13 protein-coding genes are annotated in these 12,555 nt (G+C 73.5%); 5 read left to right on the top strand and 8 right to left on the bottom strand.

Annotated elements, in window-relative coordinates; all coding sequences use genetic code 11:
* Nucleotides 1-119: 119 nt before the first annotated feature.
* The gene (locus ACWDD9_RS10290) at nt 120-602 is read right to left on the bottom strand and encodes a CarD family transcriptional regulator (RefSeq protein ID WP_014136563.1); all 483 of its coding nucleotides are present in this window, start codon (nt 600-602) and stop codon (nt 120-122) included.
* Between the two features lie 450 nt (nt 603-1,052).
* Between ACWDD9_RS10290 and ACWDD9_RS10285 the strand changes: the two genes are divergently transcribed.
* Nucleotides 1,053-1,736, top strand: coding sequence for a DUF461 domain-containing protein (locus ACWDD9_RS10285; RefSeq protein ID WP_449811335.1), 684 nt, complete (start codon nt 1,053-1,055; stop codon nt 1,734-1,736).
* A gap of 102 nt (nt 1,737-1,838) precedes the next feature.
* On the opposite strand, the gene ACWDD9_RS10280 is transcribed toward ACWDD9_RS10285, so the two are convergent.
* Nucleotides 1,839-2,534, bottom strand: a complete 696-nt coding sequence (locus tag ACWDD9_RS10280) for a response regulator transcription factor (protein ID WP_031069385.1) — start codon at nt 2,532-2,534, stop codon at nt 1,839-1,841.
* 2 nt (nt 2,535-2,536) lie between these two features.
* Entirely contained in the window at nt 2,537-3,964 is a 1,428-nt protein-coding gene (locus ACWDD9_RS10275; protein ID WP_449811334.1) for a sensor histidine kinase, read from the bottom strand.
* Nucleotides 3,965-4,270: 306 nt separating this feature from the next.
* Between ACWDD9_RS10275 and phoU the strand changes: the two genes are divergently transcribed.
* Both phoU and ACWDD9_RS10265 read left to right on the top strand, forming a co-directional pair.
* Entirely contained in the window at nt 4,271-4,960 is a 690-nt protein-coding gene (phoU, locus tag ACWDD9_RS10270) for a phosphate signaling complex protein PhoU (protein ID WP_049657907.1), read from the top strand.
* A gap of 194 nt (nt 4,961-5,154) precedes the next feature.
* Complete coding sequence (locus ACWDD9_RS10265) at nt 5,155-5,334, top strand: hypothetical protein (RefSeq protein ID WP_074001727.1); 180 nt, start codon at nt 5,155-5,157, stop codon at nt 5,332-5,334.
* A gap of 108 nt (nt 5,335-5,442) precedes the next feature.
* Here the strand turns inward: ACWDD9_RS10265 and ACWDD9_RS10260 are convergent, their stop codons facing one another.
* Together ACWDD9_RS10260 and ACWDD9_RS10255 are read right to left on the bottom strand one after the other, a co-directional pair.
* Nucleotides 5,443-6,039 carry a lytic polysaccharide monooxygenase gene (locus ACWDD9_RS10260; protein ID WP_074001728.1) on the bottom strand — a complete coding sequence of 199 codons (597 nt, stop codon included), beginning with the start codon at nt 6,037-6,039 and terminating at the stop codon, nt 5,443-5,445.
* A gap of 276 nt (nt 6,040-6,315) precedes the next feature.
* Nucleotides 6,316-7,074 carry a phosphoglyceromutase gene (locus ACWDD9_RS10255; RefSeq protein ID WP_049657900.1) on the bottom strand — a complete coding sequence of 253 codons (759 nt, stop codon included), beginning with the start codon at nt 7,072-7,074 and terminating at the stop codon, nt 6,316-6,318.
* A gap of 149 nt (nt 7,075-7,223) precedes the next feature.
* Between ACWDD9_RS10255 and ACWDD9_RS10250 the strand changes: the two genes are divergently transcribed.
* Nucleotides 7,224-8,579 (top strand): MDR family MFS transporter, encoded by a 1,356-nt coding sequence (locus tag ACWDD9_RS10250; protein WP_375876598.1) that lies wholly within the window; start codon nt 7,224-7,226, stop codon nt 8,577-8,579.
* 12 nt (nt 8,580-8,591) lie between these two features.
* On the opposite strand, the gene ACWDD9_RS10245 is transcribed toward ACWDD9_RS10250, so the two are convergent.
* Both ACWDD9_RS10245 and mshA read right to left on the bottom strand, forming a co-directional pair.
* Complete coding sequence (locus ACWDD9_RS10245) at nt 8,592-9,146, bottom strand: YbjN domain-containing protein (protein WP_449811333.1); 555 nt, start codon at nt 9,144-9,146, stop codon at nt 8,592-8,594.
* Between the two features lie 79 nt (nt 9,147-9,225).
* A complete protein-coding gene (mshA, locus tag ACWDD9_RS10240) occupies nt 9,226-10,596 on the bottom strand; it encodes a D-inositol-3-phosphate glycosyltransferase (protein ID WP_449811372.1) in 1,371 nt (456 codons plus the stop codon).
* Nucleotides 10,597-10,812: 216 nt separating this feature from the next.
* Between mshA and ACWDD9_RS10235 the strand changes: the two genes are divergently transcribed.
* Nucleotides 10,813-11,646, top strand: a complete 834-nt coding sequence (locus ACWDD9_RS10235; RefSeq protein ID WP_449811332.1) for a class I SAM-dependent methyltransferase — start codon at nt 10,813-10,815, stop codon at nt 11,644-11,646.
* A gap of 148 nt (nt 11,647-11,794) precedes the next feature.
* On the opposite strand, the gene ACWDD9_RS10230 is transcribed toward ACWDD9_RS10235, so the two are convergent.
* Nucleotides 11,795-12,358 carry an O-acetyl-ADP-ribose deacetylase gene (locus ACWDD9_RS10230; RefSeq protein ID WP_049654154.1) on the bottom strand — a complete coding sequence of 188 codons (564 nt, stop codon included), beginning with the start codon at nt 12,356-12,358 and terminating at the stop codon, nt 11,795-11,797.
* Between the last annotated feature and the right edge of the window lie 197 nt (nt 12,359-12,555).

Genomic DNA, 12,555 nt, shown 5'->3' with positions numbered 1-12,555 from the left:
CATGCCTCAGCGCCCGGAGTGCCACTGCACCACTCCCGGACGGTTCGTCCGAGGAGTGGCGCGCCGGCACCGGGCGCTGTGAGCGTTGGGCGGCAGCCCGACCGCACTGCGGTGGCGCGCTACGAGGCGAGGACCTCGTCGAGCAGCGTCTCCGCCTTGTCCTCGTTGGTGTTCTCCGCCAGCGCGAGCTCGCTGACGAGGATCTGGCGCGCCTTCGCGAGCATCCGCTTCTCGCCGGCCGAGAGGCCGCGCTCGCGCTCGCGGCGCCACAGGTCGCGGACGACCTCGGCGACCTTGATGACATCACCCGAGGCGAGCTTCTCCAGGTTCGCCTTGTAGCGACGGGACCAGTTGGTCGGCTCTTCCGTGTACGGTGCCCGCAGCACCTCGAAGACCCGGTCCAGACCCTCCTGGCCGACTACATCGCGCACACCGACGAACTCCGCGTTCTCGGCGGGCACGCGGAGCGTCAGGTCTCCCTGCTGCACCTTGAGCACCAGGTAGGTCTTGTCCACACCTTTGATCTGGCGAGTTTCGATGGCCTCGATCAGCGCGGCCCCGTGATGGGGGTAGACCACCGTGTCGCCAACCTTGAACGTCATGTGACAGGACCCCTTCCGTGGCTTTCCAGAATAACACGCTTCTCGGCCCACCCGAAGGGCGTTTTCGCAGGTCAGGGCCGGTCTCGGGGCTTGACAAGGACCCCCATGACGTGCTGCGACCGGTGTTCGAGAGGGGCTTCCCGCAGGTCGGAGGCGGTTCCGGGGTTCGACGAAACCCTTGCGCAACACCCCCGCAACCATGATTGGATCTTGAGCTTTCACCCCTTTTCGAGTCGCGGCCGAATCGTTATTCGATCTTGGTCGAACCTTGTCCTCCGCGTGACCCGGACATGTCGACGTACCGCCGGACGCACCCCCGGCGTACGGCCGGACGGCCCCCGGCGGCCCCCGGGAGTGCGACACGGGGACCACCCCGTGAGGAGCGCATAAGCGAGGTCGATAATCTGAGACCTGACCACCCGACACGTGACCTAGGGAGAAGCCGCCGCCGTGAGCCGCAGCCTTCGACGCGGCAGCATCGCCGCCCTCGCCGCCATCGCCATCGCCTCGCTGTCCTCCTGCGCCGCCGGCAACACGCCGGACACCCTGCAGATCAAGCCGGACAACGCGGCGGCGACCCTCGGAACGAACCTCCGGCTGAACAACATCGTGGTCGTCACCGGGGAGGGCGCCTCGGGCGACCACACCGGTCCCGCCAACGTGGTCGTGAACATCGCGAACACCGCGGACGCCCCGGCCGAGCTCCAGTCCGTCACCGTCGGCGGTGCCGCCACCACCTTCGCGGACGCCGCCGGCGCTCCGCTGTCCGGCATCGTCGTCCCGGCCCGCGGCGCGGTGGTGATCGGCGGCCAGGGCAACCCGTCCGCCACCGCCGCCTCCGCGACCGTCCACGTCGGCGGCTTCGCCCCGACCGTGTTCACCTTCAAGGACGGCCAGAAGGTCGAGGCCCAGGCCGCCGTGAGCCCGGACTCGGGCGCAGACGGCCGCGGCCTGTACAAGGGCTTCGGTCCGACCCCGTCGCCGACCGCGACCCCGGCCAAGACCACCACCCCCGGTGCCACCACCCCCGGTGCCACCGCTCCGGCCCCCGGCGCCACCACCCCGGGCGCGCCGGCCACCGGTGCCGCCGTCCCGGCCGGCACCACCGCCCCGGCCGTCCCGGCCGCGCACTGACGCCGCACCCCGCCCCCGGCGGGCCCTCCAGGGCCCGCCGGAGCGACGCGAAGGCCCCCTCCGGCTGCTGCCGGCGGGGGCCTTCCGCGTGGTGGGGACGGTTTACGGCTCGAACTTGTAGCCCAGGCCGCGGACCGTGACCAGGTAGCGCGGCGCGCCCGGGTCCGGCTCGATCTTGGCCCGCAGGCGCTTCACGTGGACGTCCAGGGTCTTGGTGTCGCCGACGTAGTCCGCGCCCCAGACCCGGTCGATCAGCTGCATCCGGGTGAGCACCCGGCCCGCGTTGCGCAGCAGCATCTCCAGCAGGTCGAACTCCTTGAGCGGCAGGTCGACCTTGGCGCCGTCCACGGTCACCACGTGGCGGTCCACGTCCATCCGGACCGGGCCCGCCTCCAGGGCGCCCGGGCCGCCGCCGTTGTCGCCCGCGCCGCCGTCCTCGCCGCGGCGGCGCAGCACCGCGCGGATCCGCGCGACCAGCTCGCGGGTGGAGTACGGCTTGGTGACGTAGTCGTCAGCGCCTATCTCCAGACCGACGACCTTGTCGATCTCGCTGTCCTTCGCGGTCACCATGATCACCGGGACGTTGGAACGCACCCGGAGCTGGCGGCAGACCTCGGTGCCGGGCAGGCCCGGCAGCATCAGGTCGAGCAGGACGAGGTCGGCGCCGTTCCGTTCGAACTGCTCCAGGGCGTCGGGGCCGGTGGCGGCCACGGCCACCTCGAAGCCCTCCTTGCGGAGCATGTACGAGAGGGCGTCGCTGAACGACTCCTCGTCCTCGACCACCAGTACTCGGGTCACGATCAGGCCTCCGGGGCAAGCTGCGGGGTTGTGTCTGACAGGTGTGGTGCCCGCTCCCCGGTGGGGAGCGAACGGTCCGTGCGGGGCGCGCGGGGAGCGCGGTCCGTCCGGTCCGTGGTGAGGGTTCGGGGTGCGGCGGCGGAGCCGCCGTCCGGCGTGTGGTCCGGCTCGTCGCCGAACTCGTCGTCGAACGCGTCGTCGGGCTCGTCCTCCGTGGGTGCCTGCCCGGCGGGCAGGCGGACGGTGAACGTCGACCCCTGGCCCTCGACGCTCCACACCGAGACGGTGCCGCCGTGCGAGGCCGCGACGTGCTTGACGATGGACAGGCCCAGGCCGGTGCCGCCGGTCGCCCGGGAGCGGGCGGGGTCGACGCGGTAGAACCGCTCGAAGACCCGCTCGCGGTCCTTCTCGGAGATGCCGATGCCCTGGTCGGTGACCGAGATCTCGATGAGCTCGCCGTCCGCCTCCCCGAGCGCCGCGGCGCTGGAGATCCGCCGGGTGGCGATGGCCACCCGGGTGCGGGGCGGGCTGTAGTTGACGGCGTTCTCGACCAGGTTGCCGAGCGCGGCGGCGAGCTGGCCGCGGTTGCCGTGCAGGTAGAGGCCGGCGATGCCGCCCGCCGCGATCAGGATCTGCTTGGCGGCGGCCTGCTGGCGGCAGCGGTCGATCGCCTCGGCGATCAGCTCGTCCACCGCGACCGGCTCCGGGTCGATCATCAGCCGGTCGTCCTGGACCCGGGAGAGGTCGATGATCTCCTGGACCAGGCTGGCCAGCCGGGCCGCCTCGACCTGCATCCGGCCGGCGAAGCGCTGCACCGCCTCCGGGTCGTCGGACGCGTCCACGACCGCCTCGGAGAGCAGCGACAGGGCGCCGACCGGGGTCTTGAGCTCGTGGCTGACGTTGGCCACGAAGTCCCGGCGGACGGCCTCCACCCGGCGGCGCTCGGTCTGGTCCTCGACCAGCACCAGCACCAGCCGGGAGCCCAGCGGGGCGACCCGGACGGAGACCGCGAGCGGCTCGGCCGCGCGGGCCGCGCCCGGCCGGGGCACCTCCAGCTCGACCTGGCGGATCTCGCCGTCCCGGCGGGTGGAGCGGGCCAGCGCGAGCATCTGGTCCACCGCGACGGCACCGCCGCGCACCAGGCCCATCGCGTACGCCGCCGAACTGGCCTTGACCACCTCGTCGCCCTCGCCCAGCACGATCGCGCAGGAGCGGAGCACGGAGAGCACGGTGTCGACCCCGGGCGGCAGCGGCGGCTCGGGGTTGCCGGTACCCAGTGACTGGTACCGGCCGGGGTTCCTGCCGCCGGTTGCGCTGTACCTGCCCTTGGCCTGCTCGCGCTCGCTCCAGCGGAAGGCGATGGAGGCGGTGAGGCCGACACCGAGCCCGGCTATGGCACAGGCAGCGGCGGCGGCCACGTTCACGTCCATGTGGCCAGCGTAAGCGCACGGCCAGGCCAGTCCCCAAGCACCCGATCAAGGCATCGACCACGCGTTGCCGAGAATTCACCTTCAGGTAGCCGCCGATTCACCAGAGCGGCCGTGCACCGTCGCCCAGGCGGCCGAAAGTTGGCCAGGCAGCCCGTGTGGGAGAGATCGGTGTGCCGAACAGCGGCCACCGGCTCGGGTGTGCGCGTACGATGCGCGCCACCAGCAGCGGTCACCCGGACACCGGAACGACGGTCGGACGGGCTGACCGGTCGGCACCGCCACCGACACAGCTACTGAGGAGAGAACATGCGCGACGCGTACCACGAGGAACTCGATGCGATCGGCGACAGCCTGGTCGAGATGGCCCGGCTGGTCGGCTCTGCCATGGGCCGCGCCACCACCGCCCTCCTCGACGCGGACCTCGCCCTGGCGGAGGGCGTGATCGCCGCCGACGAGAAGGTCAACGAGCTCCACCACGACCTGGAGAACCGGGCCATCGACCTCCTCGCCCGCCAGCAGCCGGTCGCCACCGACCTGCGCATCGTCGTCACCTCGCTGCGGATGAGCGCCGACCTGGAGCGCTGCGGCGACCTCGCCCGGCACGTCGCCAAGGTCGCGCGGATGCGCTACCCCGACACCGCCGTGCCGAGCGACCTGCACTCCACCGTCCTGGAGATGGGCCAGCTCGCCCAGCGCCTGGTGGCCAAGGCCGGCCTGGTCATCGCCACCAAGGACGTCGACAAGGCGCTGGAGATGGAGCAGGACGACGACGCGATCGACACCCTGCACCGCGAGCTGCTGTCGCACCTGATCGACGAGCGCTGGCACCACGGGATCGAGACCGCCGTCGACATCACCCTGGTCGGCCGCTACTACGAGCGCTTCGCGGACCACGCGGTGTCGGTCGCCAAGCGCGTGGTGTACCTGGTGACGGGCGAGCACGTGGCCGAGTTCGTGGCCGCCACCGAGGCCGCCGAGGCCGCGCCGGTCGACTGACCTCCGGTCCGGGCGGTGCTTCGTGGCCGCTCCCGGCTCACCCCCCGGGGTGAGTAAACCTGCGACGAGGGTGGTGCGGGCGCACGGCACTCCGTGCGCCCCACCACCGCGCGCCCGTTGACGCTCCGTCCATTCGGCGGCTTCACTCGACGTTGGGGGCACAGGACTGTGCCCGTCACAAGGAGGGAAGCTCGATGAAGGCCCACCCGACCCGACCGGCATCCGCCCACACCACCGTCGAGCCACCCGCCCCGAAGCTGCTCCCCGTCCTCGCCGCCGGCTGCGGCTGCGGCCCGGGCTGCGGCTGCGGCTGCCAGTCCGGCGCGCCCTGCCAGTGCGGCGGTGCCGACGGCGGCTGCTGCGGCGGCCACTGAGCGCGCCGCCGTCCGAGGAGTCCCCGAGGTGCACGGTCTTCCGGCGGCCGTGCACCTCGTTCGCGTCCGTGCCCGTGTCCGCGTCGGGCCGGGCGTCGGGACCGGACGTCAGAACGCGACGTCGGTGCAGGAGTAGAAGGCGTTCCCGGTGTCGGAGATCGTCCAGACCGCGACGACCACCTGGTGGCCGGTGCGCCCGCCCGGGATGGTCGCGGTGTGGCTGAGCGTGCTCGGCACCTGCTGCCCGCCGTACGGGACGGTCAAGAAGGGCGTCAGGTCCAGGTTGGCCCGGGTGACCGGCTGGCTCGCGTCGTAGCCCGGCTTGGTCATGTAGTACCGGAAGTCGGTGGTCGCGTGCCGGGCGGTGAACTTCCAGGTGAAGGTGAGCTGCCCGCCCGCCGTCACCGGCGTGGTCGGCCAGGCGCCCGCGTGCGGGTCGTCCAGCTCGGCGAAGCGCGCGTTGCCGCCGGCGCAGATGGTGCCGTCCGAGGGGCCGAGGGCCGGGAAGCCCTTGGGGCCCTCGACGCTCTGCGGCTCCCACTGGATGTCACCGCAGTCCCACGGGACGCCGTCCACGTGGGTGTCGCAGAGCGCGGCCCGGCTGGGCGGGGTCGTGATCCAGCCGTGGGACGCGGCCGGGAAGGCGAGGGTCAGCGGAATCGCCAGCGCGGCGACGGCCGCCCCGACGATGTGGCGTGTGCGCATGATGCTCCTCCGTGGGGGTGGATGGAGTGTGCGCCGGGGGCACAGACGCGCGCGCGTGGGGGTGCGGCGGCCCGGACGGGGAGATCCTGGCATGCCTGCGCCAGTCCGGTGCCCTCACGGTAGGAGCCGCCGACTGCGGCCGTCAATGGTCTGAACCATTTTGCCACCTACCCAACTCCCCCACCAGGCAAGCGGGTTGACCCCGAACCGACCGAAAACGAACGAAGGCCCCGCCGCCCGGTCGGACCGGGTGACGGGGCCGTAGCGGCAAGCGGCCTACTTCTTGCCCTGGTTCTTGACCGCCTCGATGGCGGCCGCGGCGGCGTCCGGGTCGAGGTAGCGGCCGCCCGGGGTGACGGGCTTGAAGTCGGCGTCCAGCTCGTAGACCAGCGGGATGCCGGTCGGGATGTTCAGGCCGGCGATGGCCTCGTCGGAGATGCCGTCGAGGTGCTTGACCAGCGCGCGCAGGCTGTTGCCGTGGGCGGTGACCAGGACGGTCCGGCCGGCGGCGAGGTCCGGGACGATGGCGTCGTACCAGTACGGCAGCATCCGGTCGACGACGTCCTTCAGGCACTCGGTGCGCGGACGCAGCTCGCTCGGGATGTCGGCGTAGCGCGCGTCACCGGCCTGCGAGTACTCGGCGTCGTCGGCCAGCACCGGCGGCGGGGTGTCGTACGAGCGGCGCCACAGCTGGAACTGCTCCTCGCCGAACTCGGCCAGGGTCTGGGCCTTGTCCTTGCCCTGGAGCGCGCCGTAGTGGCGCTCGTTCAGCCGCCAGCTGCGGCTGACCGGGATCCAGTGCCGGTCGGCCTTGTCCAGGGCGATCTGGGAGGTGCGGATGGCGCGGCGCAGCAGCGAGGTGTGCAGCACGTCGGGGAGCAGACCCTCGGCGGCCAGGAGCTCGCCACCGCGGGCGGCCTCCTTCTCGCCCTTCTCGTTGAGGTCGACATCGACCCAACCGGTGAACAGGTTCTTCTGGTTCCACTGGCTCTCGCCGTGGCGGAGCAGGATGAGTCGGTACGTCGTGTCAGCCATGGCCCCCAGCTTAGTGGGGGGTCGGAAAACCCCTGGTGGGGACCTTCGGCCGATGTGTAATGTGTGCTCCGCGCATCTGACACTTACATGCGTCGGCTGACCGGGCCTGCCGCACCGTTCGGCGGACGCCTGCCCACGGGAGCCCCCACATGCTCGTCGCCCTGGTCGCCAACCCCCGGATCCGAAGACTCGTACAGGAGACCGTGGGCGGACTGCCGCGACAGTTCTGGTGGCTCTGGGTGAGCACGCTGGTGAACAAGCTCGGCGCGTTCGTCGTCACCTTCCTGGCGCTGTATCTGACCGTCGACCGGGGGTACTCGGCCTCCTACGCGGGCCTGGTGGCCTCGCTGTTCGGCCTCGGCTCGGCCGTCGCGGCGATCCTCGCGGGCGTGCTGGCCGACCGGATCGGGCGCCGGCCCACGCTGCTCGCCGCCCAGCTCGGCACCGCGCTGTTCACCGCCGTGCTCGGCTTCGCGGACGGCCAGGTGGCGATCGCCGTGGTGGCCTTCCTGGTGGGCCTGTGCAACAACGCCACCCGGCCGCCCACCTCGGCGATCATCGCCGACCTGGTGCCGGCCGAGGACCGGGTCCGCGCGTACTCGCTGAACTACTGGGCGATCAACATCGGCTTCGGCCTCTCGGCGGCCGTGGCGGGCCTGATCGCCACCCACGGCTACCTCACGCTCTTCCTGCTGGACGCGTTCTCCACCCTGGTCTGCGCGGTGGTGATCTTCATCCGGATCCCGGAGACCAGGCCGCAGGCCGCGCCCGGCCGGGCGGACGGCTCCGCCGAACCGCCGGTCAGCCTGCTCTCGGTGTTCCGGGACGCCCCGTTCATGGCGCTGGTCGGGCTCACCCTGCTGCTCGCGCTGGTCTTCCAGCAGGGCAGCACCACGCTGGCCGTGGACATGGGCGCCTCCGGCATCACCTCCACCGAGTACGGCCTGGTCATCGGCCTGAACGGGCTGCTGATCGTGGTCCTGCAGATCCCGCTGACCCGCTGGATGGAGGGCCGCTCACGGACCGGGCTGCTGATCACCAGCTGTCTGCTCACCGGCTGGGGCTTCGGGCTGGCCGCGCTGGCCGGGTCCTCGGCCTGGCTGTTCGCGCTCTCGGTGGCCGTCTGGACGGTCGGCGAGATCCTCAACACGCCGGTGATGATGGGCCTGGTCGCCGAGCTGGCGCCGACCCACGGACGCGGCCGCTACCAGGGCGTGCACAGCCTCTCCTGGTCGCTCGCCTCGTTCCTCGGCCCCGCGGGCGGCGGGCTGCTGCTCCAGCACGCGGGGCCGGCGGTGCTCTGGACGGCCTGCGGGGCGGTCGGGACGGTCACCGCGCTCGGGTACGTGGTGCTGGCCCGCCGGACCGGCGCGGCCGGGCGCCGTCGGCCCGTGGCCACGGAGGTCCCGGCGCCCGCGGTGGGGGCTCCGGCGCGCACGGCCACGGCGCCCGCGGCCGCGGAGCCCGCGGTGGAGCCGGCCGGGAAGGCCCCGGCGGGCGCCTGACCGGCCCGCGGGTCAGCCGGCGGCCGGGGTGTCCGGGGCATCCGGGGCCTCGGCCGAGGCGTCCCGCGGGGCGGCCAGGTGGGCGAAGGCGGCCAGGTTGCGGGTGGACTCCCCGCGCTTGGTCCGCCACTCCCACTCGCGCCGGATCGCGGTGGCGAAGCCCAGCTCCAGCAGGGTGTTGAACGGCTCGTCCGCGTTCTCCAGCACCGTGCCGAGCAGCCGGTCCACGACCTGCGGGGTGAGCGCCTCCAACGGCAGCCGGCCGGCCAGGTAGACGTCGCCGAGCGCGTCGATCGCGTACCCGACGCCGTACAGCCGGGTGTTGCGCTCCAGCAGCCAGCGGTAGACGGCCTCGTGGTTCTCGTCCGGACGGCGGATCACGAAGGCGTTCACCGACAGGGTGTGGTCGCCGACCCGCAGGGCGCAGGTGGTGCTCAGCTTGCGGGTGCCCGGGAGGGCCGCCACCAGCGTGTACGGGTCGGTGGCGGCCGGCTCCCAGGCCACCCCGGCGTCGTCCAGGGCGGCGCGCAGGAGGGTCAGGGCCTCGTCCTTGGTGCGGATTGCCATGGGGGTGACGTTACTCGTCGGTACCGGGCGGGCGCAGCCCCAGGCCGCTCGACCCCGGGGCTTCCGCCCGGGCCTCCGCTCAGGCCGGTCGGCGACGGACCCCGGCCAGCCGGCCCGCCGGGCGGGCCATGCTCCCGGCGTACACCTCGGCGGTGGTCGCCGCGGCCGTGTCCCAGCCGAAGCGGGACGCGTGCCGGGCCGCCGCCTCGCCGCGCCGGGCCGCGAGGCCCCGGTCGGTGACGTACGGCTCCAGCGCGTACGACCAGTCCAGCGGGTCGTGGCCCTGCACCAGGGTGCCGGTCTCGCCGTCCCGCACCGCGACCGGCAGGCCGCCCACCGAGGCCGCCACCACCGGGGTGCCGCAGGCCTGCGCCTCCAGCGCGACCAGCCCGAAGGACTCGCTGTACGAGGGCATCACCAGCGCCGACGCCGCGCGGTACCAGTCGGCGAGATCCGGCTGGCCGACCGGCGGGTGGAACCGCACCACGTCGCCGATGCCCAGCTGGGCGGCGAGCTTGTGCAGGCTCTCCGGCCGGGCCAGCCCGGTGCCGGACGGCCCGCCGACCACCGGCACCACCAGGTGCTCGCGCAGCTCCGGGCGGCGGCCCAGCAGCGCGGCGACCGCCCGCAGCAGCACGTCCGGGGCCTTCAGCGGCTGGATCCGGCCCGCGAACAGCAGCACCGCGGCGTCCTGCGGCAGGCCCAGCCGGGCCCGCGCGGCGGCGGGCGTCCGCGGCCCGCCGGGGCGGAAGACGTCCAGGTTGACCCCGGGGTGCACGACGGCCAGCTGGTCCGGCCGGGCGGCGTAGTGCAGCGCCAGCTCGGCGGCCTCCTCGGTGGTGTTGGCGATCAGCCGGTCGGCCGCCTCCACCACCTGGGTCTCGCCGATCACCCGGGCCGCGGGCTCGGGCGTGTCGCCCTCGGCCAGCGCGGCGTTCTTGACCTTCGCCATGGTGTGCATGGTGTGCACCAGCGGCACCCCCCAGCGCTGCGCGGCCAGCCAGCCGACCTGCCCGGAGAGCCAGTAGTGCGAGTGCACCAGGTCGTAGTGGCCGGGGCGGTGGCCCGCCTCCGTCCGCAGCACCCCGTGGGTGAAGGCGCACAGCTGGGCCGGCAGGTCCTCCTTGACCAGGCCCTCGTACGGACCGGCGGTGACGTGGCGGACCAGCACGCCCGGGGCCAGCTCGACCGTCGGCGCGTCGTCCGAGCAGATCGACCGGGTGAACACCTCGACCTCGATGTTGAGGTCGGCCAGGCGCTTGGCCAGCTCCACGATGTAGACGTTCATCCCGCCGGCGTCCCCGGTGCCGGGCTGGTGCAACGGCGAGGTGTGGACGCTCAGCATGGCTATCCGGCGCGGGCGGCGGCGACCGGGGACGAGCGACTGGAGCCGGCCGCGCGCGGGGGCGGCGGGCTGGGCCCGGCGTACCGAACGGACGGGGTGCTGGATCACCTGGCTGAAGCCTCCTCTGTGCGGCCCGTCGAGGCGGTCCGCGCCGGGCCGCCCGTTGTCCGGTGTGCGCTGCCCCGTCCGGGCACACATCACCATCAGGGTGCCAACCACACGGACCGCGCCCGGCATTCCCGCCCCGGCCCACCGGCCGGAACGGCCGCCATCGCCCCAGGTCAGCACGGTGCCGTCGGCGACCCGACTACCCTTCTGGGCATGGCTGCCTCCTTCGACCCCGCTCCCGCCGCGCCCGCCCGCGGACGGACCGGGCGCCCGGTCGGGACGGTCACCCGGGGCACCACCAACACCAACCGGCTGCGCCGGATGGACCGCTGGATCGCCCACACCCTCGGCCGCGAGCTGCGCGCCGCCGGACGGCCGCCGGTCGCGGTGGACCTCGGCTACGGCGCCGCGCCGTGGACCGCCGTCGAACTGGCCGGACGGCTGCGCACGGTGCGGCCGGACGTCCGGGTGGTCGGGATCGAGATCGAGCCGGAGCGGGTCGCCGCCGCACTGCCGTACGCCGAGCCGCCGCTGCTCACCTTCCGGCGCGGGGGCTTCGAGGTGCCGCTGGACGGCGGCGGGCCGGCCCAGCTGATCCGGGCCGCGAACGTGCTCCGGCAGTACGACGAATCGGCGGTCGCCGGGGTGTGGGAGCGGCTGTGCGCGCGGCTCGCCCTGGACGGGCTGCTGGTCGAGGGCACCTGCGACGAGATCGGGCGGCGGCACGTCTGGGTCGCGCTCGGCCCGGAGGGGCCCCGGACGGTGACCTTCGCGGCCCGGCTGGGCGGCCTGGGCCAGCCCTCCGACCTGGCCGAGCGGCTGCCGAAGGCGCTGATCCACCACAACGTGCCGGGGCGGCCCGTGCACGCCTTCCTGGCCGACTTCGACCGGGCCTGGGCGGCGGCCGCGCCGTACGGGGCGTTCGGGGCGCGGCAGCGCTGGGTGGCGGCCTGCACGGCGCTGGCGGGCAGCTGGCCGCTGGTGGACGCGCGGGGGCGGTGGCGGCAGGGCGAGGTCACGGTGCCCTGGTCGGCGCTCGCGCCGTAGCCGCCGTGGCCGTCGTGGCCGTCGTGCGGGCGGTGCGCGCCGGGAGCCGGTGAGCGATTCGATACGTTCACTCGAACGAGTTATCGAATATCTCTGGCGTGTTGACGCCCCGACACACCACGATGGTCCCGCCCTCAGACCCCCGCCCTCAGACCTCCCGGCCGAACAGCTCCCGCCGGGCCCGCTCGAACACCCCGTACATCTCCGACCCGAACAGCACGAACCGCACCTCCGCCAGCTCCGCGCCCGCCTCCGCGTCACCGCCGTCCAGCACCTCCGCGACGGTGCCGAGCGCGATCCGGGCCGCGTCCGCCGGCGGCCAGCCGTAGATCCCGGCCGACACCGCCGGGAAGGCCACCGTGCGCGCGCCGAGCCCCGCCGCGGCACGCAGCGACTCGCGATAGCAGGAGGCCAACAGCTCCGCCCGCTCCTCGTACTCCTCCGCCCGGTATACCGGCCCGACGGTGTGCACCACCCACCGGGCGGGCAGCCGTCCGGCCGTCGTCGCCACCGCCCGACCGGTGGGCAGCCCCTTGCCCCAGTGCGAGGCGCGCAGCCGGCGGCACTCCTCCAGGACCTGCGGTCCGCCCTTGCGGTGGATCGCGCCGTCCACCCCACCACCGCCCAGCAGGGACGAGTTGGCGGCGTTCACCACGACGTCCACCGGCTGTTCCGTGATGTCACCCTCCACCAGAGTGATCCGCGCAACCATCGCCCTCTCCCCTTTCCCGGAGCCGCCCGGCAGCCTTTCCGGCAGCCACCCGACGGAGCCCGGGTGCTCGTCCGAGTCCAGTCACCACACCACCACCGGCGTGGCAATAGCCACAACGGCGCCGGTCGGCCAGAGAAATCCCCGGAGATCACGTTATGGTCGCGAGAAGTTCCCCGACGCGCGGTGCCAGGCGGGCA

Source organism: Kitasatospora sp. NPDC001119 (assembly GCF_053598475.1).
Note: the sequence above shows the minus strand (reverse complement) of the source record. Positions and strands in the feature narration are given on the sequence as shown.

Excerpts from the sequence above, each read along its gene's own strand:
- ACWDD9_RS10290 (WP_014136563.1), bottom strand. The coding sequence starts at position 602 with ATGACGTTCAAGGTTGGCGACACGGTGGTCTACCCCCATCACGGGGCC.
- ACWDD9_RS10275 (WP_449811334.1), bottom strand. The coding sequence starts at position 3,964 with ATGGACGTGAACGTGGCCGCCGCCGCTGCCTGTGCCATAGCCGGGCTC.
- phoU (WP_049657907.1), top strand. The coding sequence starts at position 4,271 with ATGCGCGACGCGTACCACGAGGAACTCGATGCGATCGGCGACAGCCTG.
- ACWDD9_RS10265 (WP_074001727.1), top strand. The coding sequence starts at position 5,155 with ATGAAGGCCCACCCGACCCGACCGGCATCCGCCCACACCACCGTCGAG.
- ACWDD9_RS10260 (WP_074001728.1), bottom strand. The coding sequence starts at position 6,039 with ATGCGCACACGCCACATCGTCGGGGCGGCCGTCGCCGCGCTGGCGATT.
- ACWDD9_RS10255 (WP_049657900.1), bottom strand. The coding sequence starts at position 7,074 with ATGGCTGACACGACGTACCGACTCATCCTGCTCCGCCACGGCGAGAGC.
- ACWDD9_RS10250 (WP_375876598.1), top strand. The coding sequence starts at position 7,224 with ATGCTCGTCGCCCTGGTCGCCAACCCCCGGATCCGAAGACTCGTACAG.
- ACWDD9_RS10245 (WP_449811333.1), bottom strand. The coding sequence starts at position 9,146 with ATGGCAATCCGCACCAAGGACGAGGCCCTGACCCTCCTGCGCGCCGCC.
- ACWDD9_RS10235 (WP_449811332.1), top strand. The coding sequence starts at position 10,813 with ATGGCTGCCTCCTTCGACCCCGCTCCCGCCGCGCCCGCCCGCGGACGG.
- ACWDD9_RS10230 (WP_049654154.1), bottom strand. The coding sequence starts at position 12,358 with ATGGTTGCGCGGATCACTCTGGTGGAGGGTGACATCACGGAACAGCCG.